The 24,088-nt window shown below is 59.9% G+C and carries 20 protein-coding genes; 14 read left to right on the top strand and 6 right to left on the bottom strand.

Translation table 11 applies throughout. The annotated features are described in order from the left end of the window. Positions 1-97 precede the first annotated feature (97 nt). The 3 genes from KZH41_RS26085 (at position 98) to KZH41_RS26075 (ending at position 5,966) form a co-directional block, all read left to right on the top strand. Positions 98-1,888, top strand: coding sequence for a DUF1302 domain-containing protein (locus tag KZH41_RS26085; protein ID WP_242152470.1), 1,791 nt, complete (start codon positions 98-100; stop codon positions 1,886-1,888). A gap of 26 nt (positions 1,889-1,914) precedes the next feature. Continuing rightward, entirely contained in the window at positions 1,915-3,273 is a 1,359-nt protein-coding gene (locus KZH41_RS26080; RefSeq protein WP_094949374.1) for a DUF1329 domain-containing protein, read from the top strand. A gap of 197 nt (positions 3,274-3,470) precedes the next feature. Next, a complete protein-coding gene (locus KZH41_RS26075; protein WP_263273979.1) occupies positions 3,471-5,966 on the top strand; it encodes a LuxR C-terminal-related transcriptional regulator in 2,496 nt (831 codons plus the stop codon). 32 nt (positions 5,967-5,998) lie between these two features. Here KZH41_RS26075 and KZH41_RS26070 read toward each other — a convergent pair whose 3' ends face one another. Next, complete coding sequence (locus KZH41_RS26070; RefSeq protein WP_263273978.1) at positions 5,999-6,889, bottom strand: helix-turn-helix domain-containing protein; 891 nt, start codon at positions 6,887-6,889, stop codon at positions 5,999-6,001. 137 nt (positions 6,890-7,026) lie between these two features. Here KZH41_RS26070 and KZH41_RS26065 point away from each other — a divergent pair, with 137 nt between their 5' ends. Next, positions 7,027-7,929 (top strand): DMT family transporter, encoded by a 903-nt coding sequence (locus KZH41_RS26065; RefSeq protein ID WP_263273977.1) that lies wholly within the window; start codon positions 7,027-7,029, stop codon positions 7,927-7,929. Between the two features lie 122 nt (positions 7,930-8,051). On the opposite strand, the gene norR is transcribed toward KZH41_RS26065, so the two are convergent. Continuing rightward, entirely contained in the window at positions 8,052-9,599 is a 1,548-nt protein-coding gene (gene norR, locus KZH41_RS26060) for a nitric oxide reductase transcriptional regulator NorR (RefSeq protein WP_263273976.1), read from the bottom strand. Between the two features lie 147 nt (positions 9,600-9,746). Between norR and hmpA the strand changes: the two genes are divergently transcribed. The 8 genes from hmpA (at position 9,747) to queC (ending at position 18,085) form a co-directional block, all read left to right on the top strand. Beyond that, positions 9,747-10,928, top strand: coding sequence for an NO-inducible flavohemoprotein (gene hmpA, locus KZH41_RS26055; RefSeq protein WP_263273975.1), 1,182 nt, complete (start codon positions 9,747-9,749; stop codon positions 10,926-10,928). 221 nt (positions 10,929-11,149) lie between these two features. Further along, a complete protein-coding gene (locus tag KZH41_RS26050; RefSeq protein WP_094949380.1) occupies positions 11,150-11,656 on the top strand; it encodes a disulfide bond formation protein B in 507 nt (168 codons plus the stop codon). A 793-nt stretch (positions 11,657-12,449) separates the two neighbouring features. Further along, positions 12,450-13,391: a ubiquinol oxidase subunit II gene (cyoA, locus tag KZH41_RS26045; RefSeq protein ID WP_094949381.1), complete on the top strand. Its 942-nt coding sequence runs from the start codon at positions 12,450-12,452 to the stop codon at positions 13,389-13,391. 3 nt (positions 13,392-13,394) lie between these two features. Then, positions 13,395-15,413 carry a cytochrome o ubiquinol oxidase subunit I gene (gene cyoB / locus KZH41_RS26040; protein WP_094949382.1) on the top strand — a complete coding sequence of 673 codons (2,019 nt, stop codon included), beginning with the start codon at positions 13,395-13,397 and terminating at the stop codon, positions 15,411-15,413. Between the two features lie 3 nt (positions 15,414-15,416). Beyond that, positions 15,417-16,043 (top strand): cytochrome o ubiquinol oxidase subunit III, encoded by a 627-nt coding sequence (locus KZH41_RS26035; protein WP_094949383.1) that lies wholly within the window; start codon positions 15,417-15,419, stop codon positions 16,041-16,043. Further along, positions 16,043-16,384 carry a cytochrome o ubiquinol oxidase subunit IV gene (cyoD, locus tag KZH41_RS26030; RefSeq protein WP_094949384.1) on the top strand — a complete coding sequence of 114 codons (342 nt, stop codon included), beginning with the start codon at positions 16,043-16,045 and terminating at the stop codon, positions 16,382-16,384. The genes KZH41_RS26035 and cyoD overlap by 1 nt, the downstream gene beginning before the upstream one ends. Before the next feature lie 11 nt (positions 16,385-16,395). Then, a complete protein-coding gene (gene cyoE, locus KZH41_RS26025) occupies positions 16,396-17,283 on the top strand; it encodes a heme o synthase (RefSeq protein ID WP_094949385.1) in 888 nt (295 codons plus the stop codon). A 103-nt stretch (positions 17,284-17,386) separates the two neighbouring features. Next, positions 17,387-18,085 (top strand): 7-cyano-7-deazaguanine synthase QueC, encoded by a 699-nt coding sequence (queC, locus tag KZH41_RS26020; protein ID WP_094949386.1) that lies wholly within the window; start codon positions 17,387-17,389, stop codon positions 18,083-18,085. Positions 18,086-18,390: 305 nt separating this feature from the next. On the opposite strand, the gene KZH41_RS26015 is transcribed toward queC, so the two are convergent. Beyond that, entirely contained in the window at positions 18,391-19,269 is an 879-nt protein-coding gene (locus KZH41_RS26015) for a queuosine precursor transporter (RefSeq protein WP_094949387.1), read from the bottom strand. After that, the gene (locus tag KZH41_RS26010; RefSeq protein ID WP_094949388.1) at positions 19,256-19,861 is read right to left on the bottom strand and encodes a helix-turn-helix transcriptional regulator; all 606 of its coding nucleotides are present in this window, start codon (positions 19,859-19,861) and stop codon (positions 19,256-19,258) included. The genes KZH41_RS26015 and KZH41_RS26010 overlap by 14 nt, the downstream gene beginning before the upstream one ends. A gap of 256 nt (positions 19,862-20,117) precedes the next feature. Here KZH41_RS26010 and glyA point away from each other — a divergent pair, with 256 nt between their 5' ends. After that, on the top strand, positions 20,118-21,473 hold the full coding sequence (gene glyA, locus KZH41_RS26005) for a serine hydroxymethyltransferase (RefSeq protein WP_263273973.1): 1,356 nt from the start codon (positions 20,118-20,120) through the stop codon (positions 21,471-21,473). Between the two features lie 96 nt (positions 21,474-21,569). Further along, positions 21,570-22,652, top strand: coding sequence for a pyridoxal phosphate-dependent aminotransferase (locus tag KZH41_RS26000; RefSeq protein ID WP_094949390.1), 1,083 nt, complete (start codon positions 21,570-21,572; stop codon positions 22,650-22,652). Positions 22,653-22,770: 118 nt separating this feature from the next. Here the strand turns inward: KZH41_RS26000 and KZH41_RS25995 are convergent, their stop codons facing one another. Continuing rightward, a complete protein-coding gene (locus tag KZH41_RS25995; RefSeq protein WP_094949391.1) occupies positions 22,771-23,490 on the bottom strand; it encodes a hypothetical protein in 720 nt (239 codons plus the stop codon). Positions 23,491-23,559: 69 nt separating this feature from the next. Next, positions 23,560-24,063, bottom strand: a complete 504-nt coding sequence (locus KZH41_RS25990; protein ID WP_242152448.1) for a DUF6622 family protein — start codon at positions 24,061-24,063, stop codon at positions 23,560-23,562. Positions 24,064-24,088 lie beyond the last annotated feature (25 nt).

Raw genomic sequence — 24,088 nt, 5'->3', positions numbered from 1 at the left:
CCTTTTGAGCGACAACACGAATACCCCTTTGGTGCGCTTATCGCTCCTGACGGGCAGCAGTAGGGTGGGGCCTTCTGTCACTCACCGGGGAAGACGCATGACAAAAACAACAATGCGCGCCATCTTCACGCCACAGGCGCTCGCTGCGGCGGTTGCAATGGGCTGCTGCGCCCAGGCACAGGCGGTTTCGTTCAACATTGGCGAGATCGAAGGGCAATTCGATTCTTCGCTGTCGGTCGGCGCCAGCTGGGGCATGCGCGATGCCGACAAAAAACTGGTGGGCGTTCCCAATGGCGGCACGGGGCAGGCTTCTACCGGGGATGACGGGCGACTGAACTTCAAGAAGGGCGAGACCTTTTCCAAGATCTTCAAGGGCATTCACGACCTGGAGCTCAAGTACGGCGACAGCGGCGTGTTTGTGCGCGGCAAATACTGGTACGACTTCGAACTGCAGGACGAAGACCGCGAGTTCAAACAGATCAGCAACAACCACCGCGACGAAGGCGCGCGCTCTTCCGGCTATGAGTTGCTGGATGCCTTCGTCTATCACAACTATTCCATCGGCGACCTGCCCGGTAACGTGCGCGTCGGCAAGCAGGTAGTGAGCTGGGGTGAGAGTACGTTTATCGGTAACTCGATCAACAGCATCAACCCTATCGACGTGTCGGCCTTCCGCCGGCCCGGCGCGGAGATCAAGGAAGGCCTGATTCCGGTGAACATGCTGTTCGCCTCCCAGAGCCTGACCAACCAATTGTCGGTGGAAGGTTTCTACCAACTGAACTGGGAAAACACCGTAGTGGATAACTGCGGCACCTTTTTCGGCAACGACGTAGTGGCCCACGGCTGCAACAGCAACTACACCGTCGGCAGCCCGGCGATTGCGCCGTTGCAGCCCGTGGCCGCAGCGTTCGGCCAGGGCTTTCAGGTTACGCGCGAAGGCGTGGTGGTACAGCGCGCCAAGGACCGCGAAGCCCGTGATGGCGGCCAGTTCGGCGCGGCCTTGCGCTGGCTTGGCGATGACACCGAGTACGGCCTGTACTTCATGAACTACCACAGCCGCACACCCACCGTGGGCACGCTGACCGCCAACACCAACCTGGCGACCATCGGGCGTATTGCGGCCGCCGCCAATGCGATCGCGCCCGGCAGCGGCGCGGGCCTGGCGCAAAGCACCATGCTCGGCCGTGGCCAGTACTACCTCGATTACCCCGAAGACATTCGCCTGTACGGCGCCAGCTTCTCCACCACCTTGCCCACCGGCACGGCCTGGACCGGCGAGATCAGCTACCGCCCGAACGCACCGGTGCAACTCAACACCACTGACCTGACCCTGGCCTTGGTCAACCCGATTGCCGGCAATACCGCCTCGCCGATCCGCAGTTCGTTCGGCTCGGACAACGTCGGTTATCGACGCAAGGAAATCACCCAGATCCAAAGCACCATGACCCAGTTCTTCGACCAGGTGCTGGGCGCCGAACGCCTGACCCTGGTGGGCGAGGCGGCCTATGTGCACGTCGGCGGGCTGGAAGCCAAAACCAAGCTGCGCTACGGCCGCGACTCGGTGTTCGGCGCCTACGGTTTCCAAGGCGATACCGACGGTTTCGTCACCGCCAACTCCTGGGGTTATCGCGCCCGCGCCATCTTGGACTACAACAACGCGTTTGCCGGGGTGAACCTCAAGCCCAACCTGTCCTGGTCTCATGACGTCAGCGGCTATGGCCCCAACGGGATCTTCAACGAAGGCGCCAAGGCGATCAGCGTCGGCGTGGATGCGGACTACCGCAACACCTACACCGCCAGCCTGAGCTACACCGACTTTTTCGGCGGCGACTACAACACCCTCACCGACCGCGACTTTATCGCCCTCAGCTTCGGCGTGAACTTCTGATCTGGTTTAAGGAAGGACAAGAACCTATGCGTAAGATATTTGCAGTGATGGCCTTGAGTCTGCTGGCTGCCCACGTGATGGCGGCGGTGTCGCCCGAGGAAGCCGCCAAGCTCGGTACCAGCCTCACGCCGGTCGGCGCTGAAAAAGCCGGCAACGCCGACGGCTCGATTCCGGCCTGGACCGGCGGCATCCCCAAAAACGCCGGTGCGGTGGACAGCAAGGGCTTCCTCGCCGACCCGTTTGCCAATGAAAAACCCGTGTTCGTGATCACCGCTGCGACCGTCGACAAGTACAAAGACAAGCTCTCCGACGGCCAGGTGGCGATGTTCAAACGCTACCCCGAGACCTACAAGATCCCGGTGTACCCGACCCACCGCACCGTCAACCTGCCGCCGGATATCTACGAGTCGATCAAGCGCAGCGCGCTCAACGTGCACGCGATCAACGACGGCAACGGCCTGGAAAACTTCACCGGCAACCGCTACTACGCGTTCCCGATTCCGAAGAATGGCGTGGAGGTGCTGTGGAACCACATCACCCGCTACCACGGCGGCAACCTCAAGCGCATCATCACCCAGGCCACCCCGCAAACGAACGGCAGCTACACGCCGATCCGCTTCGAAGAAGAAGTGGCGGTGCCGCAGGCCATCCCGGATATCGACCCGACCAAGGCCGCCAACGTGCTGAGTTTCTTCAAACAATCGGTCACTGCGCCGGCACGTCTGGCGGGCAATGTGCTGCTGGTGCACGAGACCCTCGACCAGGTGAAGGAGCCCCGCCTGGCCTGGATCTACAACGCCGGCCAACGCCGCGTGCGCCGCGCGCCGCAAGTGTCCTATGACGGCCCGGGCACTGCCTCCGACGGCCTGCGCACCACCGACAACTTCGACATGTTCTCTGGCGCCCCCGACCGCTACGACTGGAAGCTGGTCGGCAAAAAAGAGATGTACATCCCCTACAACAGCTACAAGCTCGATTCGCCGACCCTCAAGTACGACGACATCATCAAGGCCGGGCATATCAACCAGGACCTGACCCGCTATGAGTTGCACCGGGTGTGGGAAGTGGTCGGCACCGTCAAGCCGAGTGAGCGGCACATCTACGCCAAGCGCCACATGTACATCGACGAAGACAGCTGGCAGGTCGCGCTGGTTGATCACTATGACGGCCGTGGTCAGCTGTGGCGTGTCGCCGAAGGCCACGCGCAGTTTTACTACGACCATCAGGTGCCGGCTTATACCGTGGAAACGCTGTACGACATCATTGCCGGGCGCTACATCGCGCTGGGGATGAAGAACGAGGAGAAGAGCAGCTTTGTGTTCGGCTTTGCGGCTAAGGCGGCGGACTACACACCGGCGGCGTTGAGGTCTGCGGGCGTGCGCTGATCTTCAATTGAAATGCAATCCACCTGTGGGAGCAGGCAAGCCAGCTCCCACATTGACCGGGTTCCACTTTATGGTGGGGTGGAATCCCGGCTTTTTTATGCCGACTAATCACCCCGCTGAATACTTCTTCAACAACCGCCGACCACAGGACTAGGGTAGGCGCCAGGTTGCATAACAATAAAAAGCAGGATGCAGCAATGACCGCCATGACACGCTGCCTGGACCGTCCTGGATTCATGCCACGGCTGCCCGCCCACCATCTGTTGCGCCCGCGTCTGGCCGAGCCTTTGCTCGCAGCGCAGGTCAGGGTGAAACTGCTCTGCGCGCCGGGCGGCAGTGGCAAGAGTACGTTGCTCGCCGAGTGCGCGTTGCAGGCGCCGGTGGGGTGTCAGGTGTATTGGCTGGCGCTCAATGGCGCCGTGCTCAGCGCCGAGGCTTTCTGTGCACGGCTGGCACAAAACCTTGGTTTGTCGTTTATCGATGAAGCCAGTTTGCTGCTCGACCTCAGCCGCTGGCAAAACACCGCGTGGATATTCCTTGATGATTTCTGTCGCCAGCCCGCCCCCGAGCTGGACGCTTTGCTCGACCGCTTGCTCACCGCCGCCAGCCCGGCACTGACCTGGTGGCTGGGCGCGCGACGGCGCCCACTGTGCAACTGGCCACGCCTGCTGCTCGATGATGAGTTGTTGGAGTGCAGTGAGTTGATGTTCAGCCCTGCGGAAATCCAGCAGCTGCTCGGCCCAGGGCAAAGCGTCGACAACGTGATGCAGTTCAGCGGCGGCTGGTGCGCGGGTGTGCGTATCGCCTTGCTCGGTGACGGTCACCCGGACAAGACCCTGCTTGACTACCTGCAGCACGAACTATTCAGCAGCTTGCCCGCCGAACTGGCCGAGGCCTGGCGCGTGTTGGCGCATTTGCCGCGTTTCAATTCGAGCGTGTGTGAGCACCTGTTTGGCTCTGGCGACGGCGATCAGTACCTGCGCGATTTGCAGGCGCTCGGTGCGTTTATCCAACCGTGGGAGGACGCCACCGATTGGCTGCAGGTGTTCCCGCCCCTGGCTCAGTTAATCCGTGATGAGCCCTGGCCGGCCAAGCGTTCTTGGCATCGGCGCGCCTGCCAATGGTTCACCACCGAGCAGGACTGGCAGGCTGCCTTCGAGCAGGCGCTGCTGGCCGAAGCCTACGAAGTGGCGGTGAGCCTGTTGCAGCACTTCAGTTTTGAGGACCTGTTCCGTCAGCAGAACGCCGTACTGTTGTTGCGTCTGCACGAGCAGCATGGCGATGAATTGATGCTCGGCTCGGCGCAACTGGTCGGTTTGGTCACAGCGGCATTGCTGTTTGCCGGGCGCTTCGATCAAGCCGCGGTGTGTATCGATCAGCTTGCCCGGTTTGCGCCGCAGCCGACGGCGGCGCAACAGCGTTATCTGTTGGCGCGCTGGCAGGCGCAATGGGGCTGGCTGTTGCATTTGAGCGGTGATGCCGAGCGGTCCCGCGCGCATTTCCTGGAGGCGTTGCAAGCCTTGCCCGACAGCGCCTGGACGTCGCGCCTGATGTGCCTCTCGGGCCTGACCCAACAAGCCTTGTTGCGCGGTGAACTGGACGTTGGCCAAGCGCTGAACCGCGAAGCCCTGTGCCTGGCCCGCGCCCATGGTTCGTTGGTGTTGGAGGCTTTGCTGGAGCTGGATCACGCCCAACTGCTGGAGCAACGCGGCGCGCCGTATCGGGCGCAAAGCCTGCTGGAAACGGTGCAGGCGATGCTGGTGGGGCAGCGGCTCAAGGCTGGGCCATTGGTGGGGCGCATCGCGTTGCGGCGCGGGCATTTGGCGCTGCGCCAAGGTCAGGATGCGCTGGCGGCCGAGTGTTTCGAGGGCGGATTGACGATGTGCCTGCACAGTCAGGACAAGCGCGTGCTGTACGGCTTTCTCGGCCTGGCGCTGTTGGCGGCGAACCGTGGCGATTACGCCCAGGCCTTTATTCAATTGCGCGAAGCTGAGCGCCTGATGCAGCAACGCCACGTGCCGGACACGGTGTACCGCGCGGTGTTGCTGCTGGTCAGTGGGCACTTCTGGTTGCAACAAGGTCGCGCCGACTTGACGCTGGAAGCGATGCGCCGGGTGCTGCGCCATTTTCGTGGGCCGTGTGCCAAGCAGGCGCCGCCGGCCACGCTGGAGCTGATCCCGCGCCTGGAATATTTGCTGGTGTTGGCCGAGGTGAAGCTGGGTTGTGCCGATCAACCCATCGCGCGGCTGACGGCCTTGCTTGAAACCACCCGGCAACGCGGCATGCTTTGCCTGGAAACCGAGTTGCAGCTGGTGCTCGGCGAGGTGGCTTGGCAACTCGGCGACTCGGCATTGGCCCGTCGTGCGCTGCAAGCCGGCTTGGCGTTGGCCGCGCGTTGCCAGGTGCAGCAGGCGATTCGTGAGCTTCGGTTGCGCTCGCCGGGGCTATTGAGTGAGCTGGGCCTGGAGACGCAGGCGTCGCCCAGCGGCGTGGCGGAAAATCCCCTGAGCCTGCGCGAGTTGGAGGTGTTGCAGTTGATCGCCCTTGGCAACTCCAACTTGGAAATCGCCGATCGGCTGTTTATCTCGCTGCATACCGTCAAGACCCACGCGCGGCGTATCCATAGCAAGCTCGGGGTGGAGCGGCGTACGCAGGCGGTGGCGAAAGCCAAGACATTGGGATTGATGGGGTAGCGCAGGTACACGCCACAGGAAGAGCTCGGCGGTTACAGAGTGTGTGTTCTGGCGCAGAACGCTTGGCGGTATTCGCCGGGGGTTGCGCCCAGGGCTTGGCGAAAGCGTTGGCTGAAGTGGCTGGCGCTGGAGAAACCGCACATCCAGGCGATGTCGGCCAGGGGCAGGGCGCCGCTGCGTAGCAGGCTTTGCGCGCGCGTCAGGCGTCGCGCCAGCAGGAATTGATGGGGCGGCAGGCCGAAGCTTTGGCGGAACATCCGCGCAAAATGGTATTCGGACAGCGCGCACAGGCCGGCCAGTTGCCCGAGGCTGATCGGGTCTTCCAGGTGATGGTCGATGTAGTCCACCAACAGCCGCCGCTGATGCGCGGCCAACCCGCCTTTCAAGCGCAGCCCATCGCGCGCGCCGACTTGGCTGAGCAAGGTGTGGCTGAGCATTTCGTGGGCCAGGCTGCTGGTCAGCAGGCGCTCGGCGGGCTCGTGCCAGTTGAGGGCGATCAACTGGTGAAAGCGCCGGGCCTGGCTCGCATCCTCTAGAAAGGTGCTTTCGCGCAATTGCAGTTCGCGCGGTTCGTGGTCGAGCAGGGTGACGCAGCCGAGGGCGAATTGCTCCGGGCTGAAATACACGTGGGCCAGTCGGATTTCACCGTTGATCACCCACGCTGACTGGTGCTCGGCCGGCAAGATGCACAGCTTGTCGGGGCCACCCTTGGTGCCCGGCTGGTCGCGGCGAAAGGTGCCGGTGCCGCCGCCGATGTAGCAGGACAAGGTGTGGTGGGTGGGCGCCTGATAGTCCTGGGAATCGTGATGGTTGCTCCACAAGGCCGCAGACAAGCCGTCACCGAGCTCGGCGCAGGCTTCCAGGCGCGCGTTGGGCGAGCGGTTAAGGGCTTGAAAGACTTGCAGGGATTCCAGCTCTGGCATGGTTGTTCTCTCCGACGCCTTGCATCCTACTCCGCGTCGCCGTTGCTGTGATCCCGGCACCCGACAAAAGCGCAAGAATATGCAAGAGCGCGCCCGGCTGTGCGGGTGACACTGTGGCTCAATCACCGGAGCCCACCATGAACCTTTCCCTGTATTTACTCACTGTGCTGATCTGGGGCACCACCTGGATCGCGCTTAAATGGCAATTGGGCGTCGTGGCGATTCCCGTGTCGATCGTCTATCGCTTCGGCTTGGCGGCACTGGTGCTGTTTGCGCTGTTGCTGCTCAGCCGCAAGTTGCAGGTGATGAACCGGCGCGGGCATTTGATCTGCCTGGCTCAGGGCGTGTGCCTGTTTTGCGTCAACTTCATGTGCTTTCTGACGGCCAGCCAGTGGATCCCCAGTGGCTTGGTGGCGGTGGTGTTTTCCACGGCGACGCTGTGGAACGCGCTCAATGCGCGGGTGTTTTTCGGCCAGCGGGTCGCGCGCAACGTGTTGATGGGTGGCGCGCTGGGGTTGCTGGGGTTGGGCTTGTTGTTCTGGCCGGAACTGGTCGGGCACACCGCCAGCCCGCAGACGTTGCTTGGCTTGGGCTTGGCGTTGTTGGGGACGATGTGTTTTTCGGCGGGCAATATGCTCTCCAGCTTGCAGCAGAAGGCCGGGCTCAGGCCGTTGACCACCAACGCCTGGGGCATGGCGTATGGTTCGGCGATGCTGGCGATTTACTGCGCGGTGCGTGGGATTGCGTTTGAGATGGACTGGAGCGCGCGGTACATCGGCGCGTTGTGGTACTTGGTGATCCCGGGGTCGGTGATTGGGTTTACCGCGTACCTGACGCTGGTGGGGCGTATGGGGCCGGAGCGGGCGGCCTATTGCACGGTGTTGTTTCCTGTGGTGGCGCTGAATGTGTCGGCGTTTGCCGAGGGGTATCAGTGGACGGCGCCGGCGTTGGCGGGGTTGGTGCTGGTGATGTTGGGGAATGTGTTGGTGTTTCGCAAGGTTAGGCCTGTGAACCCGGTTTTCAGAGCGAAACAGGTTTAAAAATGTGGGAGCTGGCTTGCCTGCTATGGCGGTATACCTGCCAGCTCATTCTGTATTGACCCACCGCTATCGCAGGCAAGCCAGCTCCCACAGTTGACCGAGGTATCTTCCTGATCTTTTGGTTATTTGAGGCCCAGGCGTTTGGCCATGCGGCCGAGGTTGGCGCGGTCGAGGCCGAGTTCGCGGGCGGCGCTGGCCCAGTTGTGTTGGTGGCGCTCCAGGCAGGCGCTGATGACTTGGCGTTGGTAGTGCTCGGTGGCCTGGCGCAGGTCGCCGGTGACGATGGGGGCCACGTCGGCCGGTGCTTCGATCACCGCCGGTGCGCTGACGTCAGGCAGGTCCAGGTCCTGGGCACTCAGGCTCAATATCTTCGGACGTTCGCGACAGTTTCCCAGGGCTTTGAGTGCGCTGCGTCCGATCAAATGTTCCAGCTCGCGCACATTGCCCGGCCAGTTGTAGGCCAGCAGCGCCGTTTGAGCATCGCTGGTCAGGCGCAGGCTGCCCAGGCCCATGCGTGAACGGTTCTGCTCGAGGAAGAAGCCCGCCAGCAGCAGCACATCACGGCCGCGTTCACGCAGCGCCGGCACTTGCAGCGGGTACACGCTCAGGCGGTGGTAGAAGTCGGCACGGTAGCGGCCGTTGCGCACCTCTTCGGCGAGGTCGCGGTTGGTGGCGGCGATCAGGCGCACGTCCACTTGATGCTCCTTGTCCGAGCCCAGGCGCTGCAACTGGCCGCTTTGCAGCACGCGCAGCAGCTTGGCCTGCACCGTCAGTGACAACTCACCGACTTCATCCAGAAACAAAGTGCCGCCATTGGCCAATTCGAACTTGCCCCGACGCTCATTCAGCGCGCCGGTAAAGGCGCCGCGCACGTGGCCGAACAGCTCGCTTTCCACCAAGGTTTCCGGGAGGGCGGCGCAGTTGAGGCTGATCAAGGGTTTGTCTGCCCGCGGCGACGCGGCGTGGATGGCCTGGGCCACCAGCTCTTTGCCGACACCGGTTTCACCGGTGATCAGCACGGTCAGGTCACTGCCGCCCACCAGGTTGATTTCTTCGACCAGGCGCTTGTGTGCCTTGCTCTGGCCGATCATTTCCTTGTGCTGCTGGCCGCTGGCCTGGCGATAAATTTCGGCGCGCTGATGCTCATCTTCGGCGCGCAACGCCAGGCGCTCAATACGCTCGGCGACATTGACCGTGGCCGCAGCCAGGCTGGCGAAGGCTTGAAGGGCGTCCAGTTCGACGCGCTCGAAGCGTTCGGTGTCCAGCGCATCAAGGGTCAGCAGGCCCCAGGGTTTGTCGTCGATAAACAGCGGGCAGCCCATGCAGTCGTGAACTTGCAGATGCCCATGCAGGCCATCGACCAAACCGTCGTAGGGGTCGGGCAGTTCGCTGTCGCTGTCAAAGCGCGTCGGGCCGGGGCTGCTCAGCAACACGGCGAAACGCGGGTGTTCGCTGACTTTGAAACGCCGGCCGAGCGTATCCGGGCTCAAACCATCGACTGCCAAGGGCACCAGCCATTCAGCGTCCAGGCGCAACAATGCGGCGGCGTCGCATGGCAGCAGGGCGCGCATGGCTTGCAGCAGGCGCCGGTAGCGCTCGCCTTCGGGCAGCTCGCGGGACAGGTCGGCGACCAAGGGCAGCAGGGTGGTGAGCAGTGATTGCGCAGTCATAATGACTCCTTGTAGTCCTTATGACTATAAAGTGTAGGCAGTCATACTGACTACATATTCTTCAAGTTATTGAAATATAACGATTTATAAGTTGGCACGAATGCTGATTAGGTAAGGGCAATCAGTAAAAAGACCCAGGAGTCTGCCATGCTTAGTGCCCAAGACCGTGCCATCATCAAATCCACTGTGCCCCTGCTGGAAAGCGGCGGCGAAGCGCTGATCACCCATTTCTACCGCATGATGCTCAGCGAGTACCCAGACGTTCGCCCGCTGTTCAACCCAGCCAATCAGGCCAATGGCGACCAGCCCCGCGCCCTGGCCAATGGCGTGCTGATGTATGCGCGGCATATCGACCAGTTAGACCAGTTGGGCGATCTGGTCGCTAAGATCATCAACAAGCACGTGTCTTTGCAGATCCTCCCGGAGCACTACCCGATCGTGGGTACCTGCTTGCTGCGGGCCATTTGCGAAGTACTCGGCAGCGAGATTGCCACGCCTGAGGTGCTGAGCGCCTGGGGCGCCGCTTACGGCCAGTTGGCCGATATCCTGATCGGCGCCGAAGCCGCCATCTATGACGAAAAAGCCCAGGCCCCAGGCGGCTGGCGCGGCGCGCGGCCGTTCCTGTTGGTGAAACGCGTGGAGGAGAGCGACGAGATCATCTCGTTCTATTTTGCCCCGGTGGACAACGGCCCAATCCTGGCGGCCGCGCCGGGCCAATACATCGGCATGAAGCTGATGCTGGATGGCGAAGAAGTGCGCCGCAACTACTCGTTGTCCGCCTTGAGTGACTCGGGCCTGTACCGCATCAGCGTCAAGCGCGAAGCGGGTGGGCGAGTGTCCAACTACCTGCATGATCGGATGCACGTCGGCGCGACCCTCGACCTGTTCCCACCATCGGGCGAGTTCACCTTGGTGGCCAGCGACAAACCGCTGGTGCTGATCAGCGGCGGGGTGGGCATCACGCCAACGCTGCCGATGCTCGAAGCGGCCCTGGCCACCGAGCGCCCGGTGCACTTTATCCACTGCGCGCGTAATGGCGGCGTGCACGCGTTCCGCGATTGGGTGGACGCCCTGGCCGCCAAGCATCCGCAACTCAAGCGCTTCTACTGCTACGCCGAAGACGACGGCGTGAGCCCGGCGGCGGACAAGGTCGGGATGCTGAGCCAGGAGCAACTGGCGGCCTGGTTGCCTGAGCAACGTGACCTGGATGCCTACTTCCTCGGCCCTAAAGGCTTCATGGCGGCGGTCAAGCGCCACCTCAAAGCCCTGGGCGTACCCGATAACCAAGCCCGCTACGAATTCTTCGGCCCGGCTGGGGCCCTGGAATAAAGTTTTAACCGGCGCACCGAGTCGGCACTATCGCGAGCAAGCCCGGCTCCCACATGGAAATGCAATCCACTGTGGGAGCCGGGCTTGCCCGCGATGGCGTCCGCACAGCTACAACATTCCCGACGATTAATCCGCCGTTAACCCCTCTCTGTTTTAACCCTCCCCTGTGTGTAAACTTGCGGCCATCAGGCACAACCATAATCTGGCAAAGGGAAACGGGGATGAGTGACGAATTGCGTTTAGGCAGGGAGCGGCGCTTTCTGGTGTTGCTGGGCATCATCTGCCTGGCGCTGATCGGCGGTGCGCTGTACATGCAAGTGGTGTTGGGCGAGGCGCCGTGCCCGCTGTGCATCCTGCAGCGTTACGCCTTGCTGTTGATCGCGGTCTTTGCCTTTATCGGTGCGGCCATGCGCCGCAAAGGCGCGGTCACCTTCTTTGAAGGGCTGGTGGTCCTCAGCGCCCTCGGTGGCGTGGCTGCGGCCGGCCATCACGTGTACACCCAGTTCTTCCCTGAGGTCAGCTGCGGCGTCGATGTGTTGCAGCCGATCGTGGATGAACTGCCACTGGCCAAGGTGTTCCCACTGGGCTTCCAGGTGGATGGCTTCTGCAGCACGCCGTACCCGCCGATCTTGGGCTTGTCCCTGGCGCAATGGGCGTTGGTGGCGTTCGTGCTGACGGCGATCCTGGTGCCGCTGTGCATCTACCGGAACCGCCAACGCCAGGCCTGAAGCGATTAACCGAAACGCCCCGATCTTCCTTGAAGGAAGGTCGGGGCGTTTTTGGTTGTAGGTATTTGTGAAGAGGCCGTGACGAGGGGCAACATCCGGTGCGCGCAGCGTGCGACATGTTGTCACACGGAGGCTGGCGCAGGACGTTTTTGACGTGCTGAGCAACGCCTTAAATTTGCGCCAGGCGGCTAAATTGTGCTGTCAGTTCATCGTTTGAGCGATGCCACGAACCTCGCCGCGTCTGAGCCATTCAGTGATGTCCCAATGCCTTGTTTTATGGGGACTTGGATACGTTTTGCATGCCCTTACAAGGTGTAAGGGATGGGGTGCTTTACGCAATAACACGGCAATTTTTGTGGTTTTTGTTGAGAATCGAACACGATAAGATCCCGAACCTTTGCAAGATTGGTGAAGGATTGTTGCTGGAATCGATAAAAATTATTTCTTTATAAGACATGGTTTATACATCGCCAGCTAACTACAATCGCCCGCACTGAATGTCTGGTGCTGTTCAATCTTTGAGCATTGGAGCGGTCGAGGGGCAGATGGATGGCTCTATGCGACCCCAGGTTCCGGCAAGCCTTTCAACTATCCGCACCAAATGGAATTGGTCTGTAACAAGGCCTTTAACCACGAAATCGAATAAGAACTCACCGCAGGTCCGTGAAACGCCAATGTATGGCGTGCCGGGCAGGCTCTTATTCAATCGAAGAGAAATGCCAACCCTTGGCAGGGTGAAGTGTTGGCGATCAAAACCCAACTGCATTGCGCAAGCTGCTTTAGAGGTCGTGAGATGAGTAAAAACAGGTACCCCCGATTACTAGGCTTTTTGCCGCTGCTTGGCATGCTGTTAATGCTGGGAGGCTGCAAGTGGACCTTGATGGACCCGAAAGGACAGATCGGTCTGGATCAACGCAACCTGATCATCACCGCCACCCTGCTGATGCTGTTGGTCGTGGTTCCCGTGATCATCATGACGTTTGCCTTCGCCTGGAAATACCGCGCGTCGAACACCAGCGCTACCTACGCGCCGAAGTGGTCGCACTCCACCAAGATCGAAATCGCCGTTTGGCTGGTGCCGATCCTCATCATCATCGCCCTGGGTTACATCACCTATAAGTCGACCCACGAGCTGGACCCTTACCGTCCGCTGGAATCCGACGTCAAGCCGATCAACATCGAAGTGGTCGCGCTGGACTGGAAGTGGCTGTTCATCTACCCGGACCTGGGTATCGCCACGGTTAACGAAATCCAGTTCCCTGAGAACACCCCGCTTAACTTCCGGATCACCTCCGATGCTGTGATGAACTCGTTCTTCATCCCTGCACTGGGCGGCCAGATCTACGCGATGGCAGGCATGCAGACTCGCCTGCACCTGATCGCGAACGAGAAAGCTGAAATGGAAGGCATCTCCGCTAACTACAGCGGTGCTGGCTTCACCGGCATGAAATTCAAAGCGATCTCGACTAGCCAGGAAGATTTCAACGCCTGGGTAGCCGCAGTCAAGGCCGCACCTAAACAGCTTGATCAAGCTGAATACGACGCCCTGACCAAACCAAGCCAGAACAACCCAGTCGCTCTGTACTCCACGTATGAGCCGAACCTGTTTCAGAAAATCGTCGACAAGTACGAAGGTATGAAGCCAGGCAAGCCGGTCAAGCACGAGAAGAAAGAAGTGGCCGTGGTTGAAGGTTCTGACACGGGCTCGCATTCAACTGCTGGGGCAGAGGAGTAAACGATGTTTGGTAAATTAAGTTGGGATGCGGTCCCGTTCCACGAGCCGATCGTGATGGTGACCATCGCCATGATCGCGCTGGGTGGTCTGGCACTGTTTGCTGCAATCACGTACTACAAGAAGTGGACCTACCTGTGGACCGAGTGGTTGACGTCTGTCGACCACAAGAAAATCGGTGTCATGTACGTCATCGTTGCCATGATCATGCTGCTGCGTGGTTTTGCCGACGCCATCATGATGCGTACCCAGTTGGCCATGGCCACCGAGGGTTCGCCTGGCTACCTGCCGCCTGAACACTATGACCAGATCTTCACCGCTCACGGTGTGATCATGATCATCTTCATGGCGATGCCATTCTTCACCGGCTTGATGAACCTTGCCTTGCCGCTGCAGATCGGTGCACGTGACGTTGCCTACCCGTTCCTGAACTCCTTGAGCTTCTGGCTGCTGGTTTCCGGCGTGGTGCTGATCAACCTGTCCCTGGGCGTCGGCGAGTTCGCCAAGACCGGTTGGGTTGCTTATCCGCCGCTGTCGGGCATTCAGTACAGCCCTGGCGTGGGTGTGGACTACTACATCTGGGCGCTACAGTTATCAGGACTCGGGACGACACTGACGGGGGTCAACTTCCTGGCCACCGTCCTGAAAATGCGCGCCCCTGGCATGAAACTGATGGACATGCCGATCTTCACCTGGACCTGCACCTGGGCCAACGTCCTGATCGTGGCTTCGTTCCCGATCCTGGCCGCTACCATGGCGCTGCTGTCGCTTGACCGTTACCTGGATTTCCACATTTTCACCAATGAACTTGGTGGCAATCCAATGATGTACGTGAACCTGTTCTGGGCATGGGGTCACCCTGAGGTGTACATCCTGATCCTGCCAGCGTTCGGTATCTTCTCTGAAGTGATCTCGACCTTTACCGGCAAGCGCCTGTTCGGTCACCACTCGATGGTCTACGCCTCCGGCGCGATCTCGGTGCTGGGCTTCATGGTGTGGTTGCACCACTTCTTCACCATGGGCTCGGGGGCCAGCGTCAACGCTTTCTTCGGCCTGGCGACGATGCTGATTTCCATCCCGACGGGGGTGAAGCTATTCAACTGGCTATTCACCATCTACCACGGCCGTCTGCGTATCACCAGCCAGGTTCTGTGGACCCTGGGCTTCATGGTGACCTTCGCTATCGGCGGCATGACCGGCGTACTGCTGGCCATCCCGGGTGCTGACTTCGTACTGCACAACAGCCTGTTCGTGATCGCTCACTTCCACAACGTGATCATCGGTGGTGCTGTATTCGGTTACATCGCTGGTTTCAGCTTCTACTTCCCGAAAGCGTTCGGCTTCAAGCTGCACGAAGGCTGGGGCAAGGCTGCATTCTGGTTCTGGATCTCGGGCTTCTTCGTCGCGTTCATGCCGCTCTATGCACTGGGCTTCATGGGCATGACCCGTCGTCTGAACGCCACTACCAACCCTGAGTGGGTACCGTACCTGTACGTTGCCATGTTCGGTGCGGTAATGATCGCTGTGGGCATCGCCTGCCAGCTGATCCAGCTGTACGTGAGTGTCCGTGACCGTAAGCAGAACGCTTGCGACTCCGGCGACCCATGGAATGGCCACACCCTGGAATGGTCGACCTCGTCGCCACCGCCGTTCTACAACTTCGCTGTGATCCCTACTGCGAACACGATCGATGCGTTCACCGAAGCGAAGGAAGACGGTACTGCGTACCAGCAACCTAAGCACTACGAGCCGATCCACATGCCGAACAACACCGCCACTGGCGTGGTGATGGGCGCGCTGTTGACCGTATTCGGTTTCGCGATGATCTGGCACATCTGGTGGCTGGCAATCGTGGGCCTGGTAGGCACCATCGGTTACTTCATCATTCACGCTGCCCGTGATGATCAAGGCTACATGGTGCCGGTCGAGACGATCGAGCGCATCGAAGCCGAGCAACACGCTCGCCTGGTAGCCGAGAAGAAGATCCCGGCCAACCGTGTAGAAACCTCGTTGGAACAGGCTTAAACCATGTCGAACTTAGTGACCAATGCTGGACACGCCCATGTCGATGACCATGGGCACGATGACCATCACCACGACTCGGGGCCAACAACCGTCTTCGGTTTCTGGCTCTACCTGATGACCGACTGCATCTTGTTTGCGTCGATCTTTGCGGTGTACGCGGTACTGGTAAATAACGTAGCGGGTGGCCCATCGGGCCACGACATCTTCGAACTGCCTTACGTGCTCGGCGAAACCGCCTTGCTGTTGTTCAGCTCGATCACCTACGGTTTCGCCATGTTGGCCTTCTTCAAGGGCAACAAGAAAGGCGTACTGACCTGGCTGGGCCTGACCTTCCTGCTCGGCCTGGGCTTCATCGGCATGGAGATCAACGAGTTCCACCTGCTGATCTCCGAAGGCTACGGCCCGCACCGTTCCGGTTTCCTGTCGGCGTTCTTCACGCTGGTCGGCACCCACGGTCTGCACGTAACGGCTGGCCTGCTGTGGATGGCGGTGATGATGTATCAGGTCAATAAGCACGGCCTGACCAACACCAACAAGACTCGCCTGACTTGCCTGAGCCTGTTCTGGCACTTCCTGGACGTGGTCTGGATCTGCGTCTTCACCGTTGTTTACCTGATGGGGACTCTGTAATGGCTAATGCACACTCCCATGACCATGACAGCCATGATTCGAGCCACGGCAGTGTTAAGTCGTACGCCATCGGCTTCATCCTGTCGGTAATCCTGACGCTCATCCCGTTTGGTCTGGTGATGTACCCGACCCTGCCGAAATCGATCACGTTGATGATCGTTCTGGTATTCGCGGTGATTCAGGTTCTGGTTCACCTGGTGTACTTCCTGCACCTGGATCGTTCTAAAGAGCAGCGCGATAACGTGATTGCGTTCGTGTTCGCAGGCTTAGTAATCCTGCTGCTGGTTGGCCTGTCGATATGGATCATGTTCAGCATCCATACGTTCATGATGGCGAAGTGAGGTAAGACCCGATGTCGCTTAAGCACTTTATCCAAATCACCAAACCGGGGATCATTTTCGGTAACGTGCTTTCTGTGGCAGGCGGTTTCTTCCTGGCCTCCAAGGGACATGTCGATCTGGCCATTTTCCTGGCTGCAATGATCGGCACCTCCCTGGTGGTAGCTTCCGGTTGTGTGTTCAACAACTGCATCGACCGCGACATCGACATCAAGATGGAACGCACCAAGAATCGCGTGCTGGTCCAGGGCCTTATCTCCCTGAAACTGGCACTGCTGTTCGCGACCGTCCTGGGTGTTGCCGGCGTGGTGTTGTTGTACACGGTGGCCAACCCGCTGGCGGCACTGTTTGCCGTGATCGGTTTTGTCATCTACGTCGGCCTCTACAGCATGTACCTCAAGCGCAAGTCGGTTCACGGCACGCTGGTGGGCAGTCTGTCGGGCGCGATGCCGCCGGTAATTGGTTATGTGGCTGTGACCAATAGCTTCGACATGGCCGCGCTGGTGCTACTGGTGATGTTCAGCCTGTGGCAGATGCCGCATTCCTATGCCATCGCGATCTTCCGCTTCAATGACTACCTGGCTGCGTCAATTCCGGTTCTGCCGGTCAAGCGTGGCATCCAGGTGGCCAAGAAACACATCCTGCTCTACATCCTGGCCTTCCTCGTGGCGACCTTGATGTTGACCTTCAGTGGCTACGCCGGCATGAGCTACCTCGCCGTCGCCGCGGCCATGGGCATGTACTGGTTGTACATGGCCTGGACCGGCTACAAGGCGGTGGATGACACCGTCTGGGCGCGCAAGCTGTTCGTGTTCTCGATCTTCACCATCACCGCGCTCAGCGTGATGATGTCCCTGGATTTCCAAGTGCCGAAAGAGCTGTTGCTGACCTACGCTCACTGAGTGGTTGAGTATTAAAAAACCCCGCCTTCGAAAGAAGCGCGGGGTTTTTTATTGAGTGGCCTTTAAACTATGCGCACATTCTACAAATGCAGGAAGCAACGTAATGAGTAAAAAAGCTGTGATCGTGTTCAGTGGTGGGCAGGACTCGACGACCTGTCTGATCCAGGCATTGCCGCTGTATGACGAAGTGCACTGCATCACCTTCGATTATGGCCAGCGCCATGTGGCGGAAATTGAAGTCGCGCAGAAGCTCGCCAAGCAGCTGGGCGCCACCGTTCACAAAGTCATGGATGTGTCCTTGCTCAACGAGCTGGCCATCAGCAGCCTGACCCGTGACAACATTCCCGTACCGACCGTGGACAGTTCAGGCGGCAGCCTGCCCAGCACCTTTGTGCCGGGCCGCAATATCCTGTTCCTGACATTGGCGTCGATCTACGCCTACCAGGTTAAAGCTGAAAGCGTGATTACCGGCGTGTGCGAAACCGACTTCTCGGGCTACCCCGATTGCCGCGACGAGTTCGTCAAAGCCTTGAACAAGGCGCTCGAGCTGGGCATGGAATACCCATTGCGCCTGGAAACCCCGTTGATGTGGCTGAACAAGGCCGAGACGTGGGCGCTGGCCGATTACCACAACCAGCTTGAGCTCATTCGTCACCAGACGCTGACCTGCTACAACGGCATCATCGGCAGTGGCTGCGGTAACTGCGACGCGTGCAACTTGCGTGCACGCGGTTTGAATGAGTATCTGCAGAACAAGGCGGATGTCATGCAGAGCCTGAAGCAGAAGTTGCAGCTGAACTAAGCGATTGGCGCCGCAATCCTCTGTGGCGAGCGGGCTTGCCGTAATGCCGTTCAGTTAAGCGCAGATCCCCTGTGGGAGCGGCGGTGCGACGATTCGATTTGCCCGCGAAAGCGGTGGGTCAGTCAACATCCATGTTTGCTGGGCCGACGTCATCGCGGGCAAGCCCGCTCCCACATTTTATCTTCGCTGCTTTGGGCATTGCGTTCGCTTAACTGAACGGCATTAGGGCTTGCCGCGCGTTGGGCTGCGCAGCAGCCCTAAGACCAGACGCCGCATTCTTTCTGACAAGAGGCGGCGTATTTGAATCAGGCAGCGCTGCCGGTGATCCAGCGCTTGAACAACGCGCGCGCACCATAGGCCGGCAAGATGTTGAAGAACGCAAAGCCGACTTTGATCGCAATCTGCACGTAGATCATGCTCAGGATGTCACTGGTTTGCATGGCGCCATAGAAGGCGATGAAGCAAAACAGAAAGCTGTCGATGATGACCGCAAAGAACGTACTGAGGAATATGCGCAGGTACAAGTATTTGGAGTTAGTCAGCTCCTTGATCTTGCACAGCAGGTACGAGTTTATATTCTCCGACACCAGGAACGACACGGAGGAGGCGACCAGTACCGAGGACACTTGAATGATCACATCGTTATACGGCCCATCCAGCTTCCAGCCCGGCAGCCCCGGCAGGAAGGTCGAGCCATAGAGCAAGATGATGATCATCGCGTTGCTGGCAAACGCAAACAGAATGGCCCGTCTGGCCAGCCGCAGGCCGAATTGCTCGTTGAGCAAGTCCACGATCAAGAAGGTCAGCGGGTACAGAAAGGTGCCCGGCGTGACGATGATGCCCAGTGATTCCAGGTAAAGAGGCTTGGTCGCGGCAATACTGGTGAAGATGTAAAACGTGAACAACAGCAAGTTCAGGATGATGTAAATCATCCAAGAATTTTCGTTGCGGTCGTTTATGTCGTAGGCGGTGAGTGCCCCTCCTTGTGAATAAAACTTCTTGTACATGTTCTTAACTTCCATTTTGTTTAGGTCGTCCATTATTTCGCTGTTGAGTACTTCGCTCAGTTTCAGCTTCATGACCTTGCCCGTGGCGATCACCATGATCACGGCCAGGCGCTTGTCATTTTCAAAGCCCAGCAGCTTGTATTTGCTGTTTTCGATGCCTGCTTCATGCGTTGTCATTGAAGCGCTCCTCAATGATATCGCCGACCACGCACAGGCGATCTGAGTGAGCACAGGTTTCAAGGGTAATCAGCATGCGTTTGGTGGCCCGGTCGTACACCAGCTTTTCTTTGCCGTCGCTCGACGAGCCTTTTTGCACAATCAATACATCGCCCGGTTCATTGAGGCCGGGGATCGCATGTTCCAGTCGCACCGCGATCAGGTTATGCGAGGTGCCGAAGTAGTAGGTCAGCGGATACAACGTCGCCAATTCGCCAATGCGCTTATCCAGGTTCTGGATAACCAGGCTCTCCTTGAGGATCGGCACGGCCGCCGGGTTCATGTTGCCCTGCGGGGAAACACTGCTCTCGATGATTTCCTTGGCTTCAAAATCGATGGTTTCAATTTCGTCGTAAGAGACGCCGAAGAAATCCGAAATCTTGCGGAGGGTGGACTGCTGGACGTTGACGACCTTGCCTTCCAGGATGTTGTAGATGGTGGTCCTGGTCAGCCCGGCGGCACTGCATAACGACAGCTGCGTCTCGCCTCGGCTTTTGATCAAGTACTTGATGTTGCTCTTCAAGTGCTCGGTTTTTTCCCGTCTGTGTATCACGTGCTCACCACTTCCTTTTAGTCATAGCCGTCCTTGTGCGCGGCGCTTGCGGCGTCGCGGCGGCGGGAGTGTTGCATGCGTGAGCCCTAACAATAAAGTCCCGGATGCCGTGTTTGTGCGTTGCAGTCGTGTCCGGCTCGGGCAAAAAAGCACATTTAATTTGGAAAATGTTTAATTTCCTGTTTAATTTCCTGTTTAATAAAATCCCTCGGTTCAGGACGAACCGGCACGCACGCCAAGGAAGGGACCCGCACTGATGGCAGTCAATACCCCACACCTCAAAAATCAGGCCGACCTGCTGCGTCGCGGCCTGGCGGATCTGCACAATGAAGATTTCGAGCTGGCGAGCCTCCTTGATGCTGAGGTCTTGCGCCAGCATCGCACCCTCTCTCTGGTTTCATCTTCCTGCGCGGTCACACCGCGAACCTTGGTGGCCTGCGCTTCGGCATTGGTCAACGTGAGCGCCGAAGGCATGCCCGGCAAACGCCAGCGGGCCGGCTGCGAGAACGTCGACTTGGTCGAAGCCCTGACCATTCGCCGCGCGCGGGAACTGTTCGACGCCCATTACGCCGGCGTGCAGTCGCACTCGGCCTCCAACGCGATTGCCCAGGTACTCTCGGCGTTGCTTGAGCCGGGCGATACATTGCTCGGCATGGCCCATGACCATGGCGGCGACCTCACCCTCGGCAGCCCGGCGGTGTTCACCGGGGCCTATTACAAGGCCATGCGCTATGGCACCACCGAAGACGGCCTGATCGATTACGAGCAGGTGCGTAGCCTGGCCCTCGCACATCGCCCACGCATCATTATTTGCGGTGCGTCGGCTTACTCGCGGGTGGTGGATTTCGAGCGCTTTCGCGCGATTGCCGACGAGGCGGGCGCGATCTTGTTGGCGGATATTTCCCATATCGCCGGGCTGGTGATGACGGGCCGCCATCCGAGCCCGATCAACGCCGCACACGTCACCGTCACCTGCACGCACAAACAACTCGGTGGCCCTCGCGGCGGGCTCATCCTGTCGGGCCGCGACGCCAACACCAAGGTGCCCGGCTTGCGCTCAACCTTCAGCCGGGTCCTTGATCAGGCCGTGTTCCCGCGCATGCAGGGCGCGCCGGCGGTCAACCTGATCGCGGCCAAAGCCGCCGCTTTGGGCTACGCAAAATCGCCGGAATTCGACGCCTGCATGGGGCGGGTTCGTACGCTGGCCGATGAAGTGGTCGGCGCGTTCCAGGCTCACGGCTACACCGTGGTCGGCGGGCGCAGTGACAACCATGCGGTGTTGATCCGGTTGCAGGGCGCCATGACCGGTGCCATCGCCGAGTCGGCGCTGGAGCGTTGCGCCATTGTGGTGAACAAGCACCGCGTACCCGGCGAGACGCGCTCGTCATTGGTCACCAGCGGCGTGTGTATCGGCACCGGTTCCCTGGCGCAACGCAGGCTCGACCGCGAAGGCTGCCGCCAAGTCATCGAACTGGTTTGCCGGGTGCTGGACAGCGTGACGCCGCTGGGCGAGCAGGATTACCAGCTGGAGCCTGCGGTGTGTAAGCAGGTGCGCAGCGAAGTGGAAGCCTTGTGCGCGCGCTATCCCATTGCTGACTACCTGGAGGGCTGATTCCCCGGTGCTCGGTTAAATCCGCCGAGACCTTCCTCGTCATACTTCCTTGTACGCACTGTGCGAATCGATCACCCGTCTACAAGGAGTAGTCCCATGATCAGCGTAAGTCGTCGGTCCCTTCTGGCCCTCGGTGCGGCCCTGCCGGTGCTGGCGCGCCTGGATTGGGCGGTCGCCAGCCCGCCGCCGACAAAGGCTGACACGGTGCGGCTCAACTACAACGAAAGCCCCTACGGCCCCTCAACCGCCGCCCGCGAAGCCATGCAGCGTGCAATCGCAACGTCCGGGCGTTATCCGTACAACGACATGTACGCGCTGGCTGGGTTGTTTGCCCAGCAACAGGGGCTTGCCGAGGAACAGGTCGCAGTGTTTGCCGGCTCCATGGTCGCGCTGCGCTACGCCGTCTTGGCGTTTACCAGCGCACGCCGCAGCCTGGTCATGGCCACGCCGTCCTACGAAGTGCCGCGCCAAGCCGCCGAGTCCTGGAAGGCGCAGGTTCACGCAGTGAGCCTCGACGCCCAGCACGCCCATGACGTGCCGGCCATGCTCGCCGCCGATCCCCAGGCGGGCATGCTGTACCTGTGCAACCCCAACAACCCGACCGGCACGATCACGCCCACCGAAGCGATCCGCCAGGCACTGGCGAACAAACCCAAAGGCAGCGTGCTGGTGGTGGACGAGGCCTATATCGACTTCTCCGACACCCCAAGCGTCGTCAGTTGGGTCAAGGACCACGACGACCTGCTGGTGCTGCGCACCTTCTCGAAAATCTACGGCATGGCCGGCGCGCGCCTGGGCCTGGCGATCGGCCACCCGGCGCTGCTGGAGCGGCTGGCGGTGTTTGGCGGCGACAATGTGCCGGCTGCCGTGACCTTGCTCGGCGCCCGGGCGAGCCTGGAAGACATTAAGCTGCTGCCACAGCGCAAGGCGCTCAACGCCCAGGTGCGCGATGAGACGGTAGCGTGGCTTAAGGGCCGCGGGTTTACCTGCACGTTGTCGCAGAGCAACTGCTTCATGATCGATGTGAAGCAACCGGCGGAGCGGGTGATCGAGAAGCTCGCCGCACAGGGTGTATTGATCGGGCGAGTGTGGAAAGACTGGCCGCACTGGGTGCGGGTGACGGTGGGCAATAAGCAGGAGATGCAGCGTTTTCGTGAGGTGTTCGCGGCCGCCGTTTGAGTCGACGCAAATCCACTGTGGGCGCTGGCTTGCCTGCGATACAGGCACCTCGGTGTGTCAATCACACTGCGGTGATGCCATCGCAGGCTAGCCAGCTCCCACATTTAGTTCATCGGTATTACTGCTGCGCGATGCTGTACCCATCAAACGCCGTCTGCTGCTGCAATGCAGTGATCACACTCTTGCGGCTCAACGGCTGCTCAGCCCCCAAGTTATCCACAAAGCTTTCGACTTCCAGCTCGGCTTCATCGCCTTCACCCACAAAGCTGAAACCCAGGAACTCGAACGCCTCGCGGTCAACGCTCAGCTTGGAGCGCGGCGTGCGCAGCGGCAGGGTGACGCTGATGCCGTCCTTGCTGATCACAAACACTTCGGCTTCTTTCTTCGGCCGTGAGGCCTTGCCCTTGCCGGCGCTTGGGTTGCTGATGGCCTGGTGCGACTGGTTCAGCACCTTGAGGGCCAGGCCGTAGACCAGCTCCTGAAACTGGGGGTCGTCCTTAAAGCTGGACAGGATGCGGCTGATCGAGAATTTGCTGCTGAGGTCTTCCAAGGCGATGTTATCGGCAGCCTCGGCGTCTTTGAGTTGCTTGAGCTGGCCCATCAGGTCGTAGGCGGTGTCGTCGTCAAAGGCGTCGTGGGCCTGGCGGATGGCCACACGCAGCTCGCGGATCTGGTCGCTTTCCTTGGAGGTGTGGAAAGCATCCAGCACCATCTCGCTGATGATCTTGGCCGCAGGCACATGCTGTGAAAGATTGATGGCGTTTTCGTATTCAGCTTTGGATTGCAGGGCTGTTACGGATTCTTCTTGGGCTGATTGTTCGGTGTAAGAATCGGACATTGAAATTTCACTACTTCAGTAAACGGGACAAAAAAGCGTCGCGCATTTTCAGTGGCTGGCGAGATCAGGTCAAGGCAGCACAACGCCCTTATCGCGGCGCAAGGCCGTCAGCGCCCGCTGCAGCCGTACGGCGCGCCCGCAGAACAGACCAACGGTAAACCCCGACACGGCGCCCACTGCCACCAGCATCTCTGGCGTGCTCAGCAGCAGCGGATGCACCGCCTGCTGATAGCCGAAGTAATACTTCACCGCGAAAAACAGCTGCGAGATCAGCAAGGTTTTCCAGGTGCCCGGCAACACCAGGGTTTCGCCATTGGCATCGAGCCGCGCGCCTTCGGCGTTGAACAGCAACATGCCCACCAGGCTGGCGACCAAAGCACCGCCAACCCAGGCGCTGCTCGACAGTATCGAAGGCGTCAGCGAGATCAACGACCACACCACCAACACCACCGGCAGAATCATCAACGAACGACGATTCTCGCGCCCACCCAGGCAGGCCTTGATGCCGTAGTAACACACCCACAGGTAAACGGCGTACACCCAAAGGGGCGTGCCTTGGAGGATATCGAGCATGGGGTGCTTGCGTGCAGTGTGGTTA

This window comes from Pseudomonas sp. YeP6b (assembly GCF_025642995.1).
Lineage (GTDB): Bacteria > Pseudomonadota > Gammaproteobacteria > Pseudomonadales > Pseudomonadaceae > Aquipseudomonas.
Note: the sequence above shows the minus strand (reverse complement) of the source record. Positions and strands in the feature narration are given on the sequence as shown.

Bases quoted from the DNA above. Each gene is read 5' to 3' on its own strand.
- KZH41_RS26085 (WP_242152470.1), top strand. From the start codon at position 98: ATGACAAAAACAACAATGCGCGCCATCTTCACGCCACAGGCGCTCGCT.
- KZH41_RS26080 (WP_094949374.1), top strand. From the start codon at position 1,915: ATGCGTAAGATATTTGCAGTGATGGCCTTGAGTCTGCTGGCTGCCCAC.
- KZH41_RS26075 (WP_263273979.1), top strand. From the start codon at position 3,471: ATGACCGCCATGACACGCTGCCTGGACCGTCCTGGATTCATGCCACGG.
- KZH41_RS26070 (WP_263273978.1), bottom strand. From the start codon at position 6,889: ATGCCAGAGCTGGAATCCCTGCAAGTCTTTCAAGCCCTTAACCGCTCG.
- KZH41_RS26065 (WP_263273977.1), top strand. From the start codon at position 7,027: ATGAACCTTTCCCTGTATTTACTCACTGTGCTGATCTGGGGCACCACC.
- norR (WP_263273976.1), bottom strand. From the start codon at position 9,599: ATGACTGCGCAATCACTGCTCACCACCCTGCTGCCCTTGGTCGCCGAC.
- hmpA (WP_263273975.1), top strand. From the start codon at position 9,747: ATGCTTAGTGCCCAAGACCGTGCCATCATCAAATCCACTGTGCCCCTG.
- KZH41_RS26050 (WP_094949380.1), top strand. From the start codon at position 11,150: ATGAGTGACGAATTGCGTTTAGGCAGGGAGCGGCGCTTTCTGGTGTTG.
- cyoA (WP_094949381.1), top strand. From the start codon at position 12,450: ATGAGTAAAAACAGGTACCCCCGATTACTAGGCTTTTTGCCGCTGCTT.
- cyoB (WP_094949382.1), top strand. From the start codon at position 13,395: ATGTTTGGTAAATTAAGTTGGGATGCGGTCCCGTTCCACGAGCCGATC.
- KZH41_RS26035 (WP_094949383.1), top strand. From the start codon at position 15,417: ATGTCGAACTTAGTGACCAATGCTGGACACGCCCATGTCGATGACCAT.
- cyoD (WP_094949384.1), top strand. From the start codon at position 16,043: ATGGCTAATGCACACTCCCATGACCATGACAGCCATGATTCGAGCCAC.
- cyoE (WP_094949385.1), top strand. From the start codon at position 16,396: ATGTCGCTTAAGCACTTTATCCAAATCACCAAACCGGGGATCATTTTC.
- queC (WP_094949386.1), top strand. From the start codon at position 17,387: ATGAGTAAAAAAGCTGTGATCGTGTTCAGTGGTGGGCAGGACTCGACG.
- KZH41_RS26015 (WP_094949387.1), bottom strand. From the start codon at position 19,269: ATGACAACGCATGAAGCAGGCATCGAAAACAGCAAATACAAGCTGCTG.
- glyA (WP_263273973.1), top strand. From the start codon at position 20,118: ATGGCAGTCAATACCCCACACCTCAAAAATCAGGCCGACCTGCTGCGT.
- KZH41_RS26000 (WP_094949390.1), top strand. From the start codon at position 21,570: ATGATCAGCGTAAGTCGTCGGTCCCTTCTGGCCCTCGGTGCGGCCCTG.
- KZH41_RS25995 (WP_094949391.1), bottom strand. From the start codon at position 23,490: ATGTCCGATTCTTACACCGAACAATCAGCCCAAGAAGAATCCGTAACA.
- KZH41_RS25990 (WP_242152448.1), bottom strand. From the start codon at position 24,063: ATGCTCGATATCCTCCAAGGCACGCCCCTTTGGGTGTACGCCGTTTAC.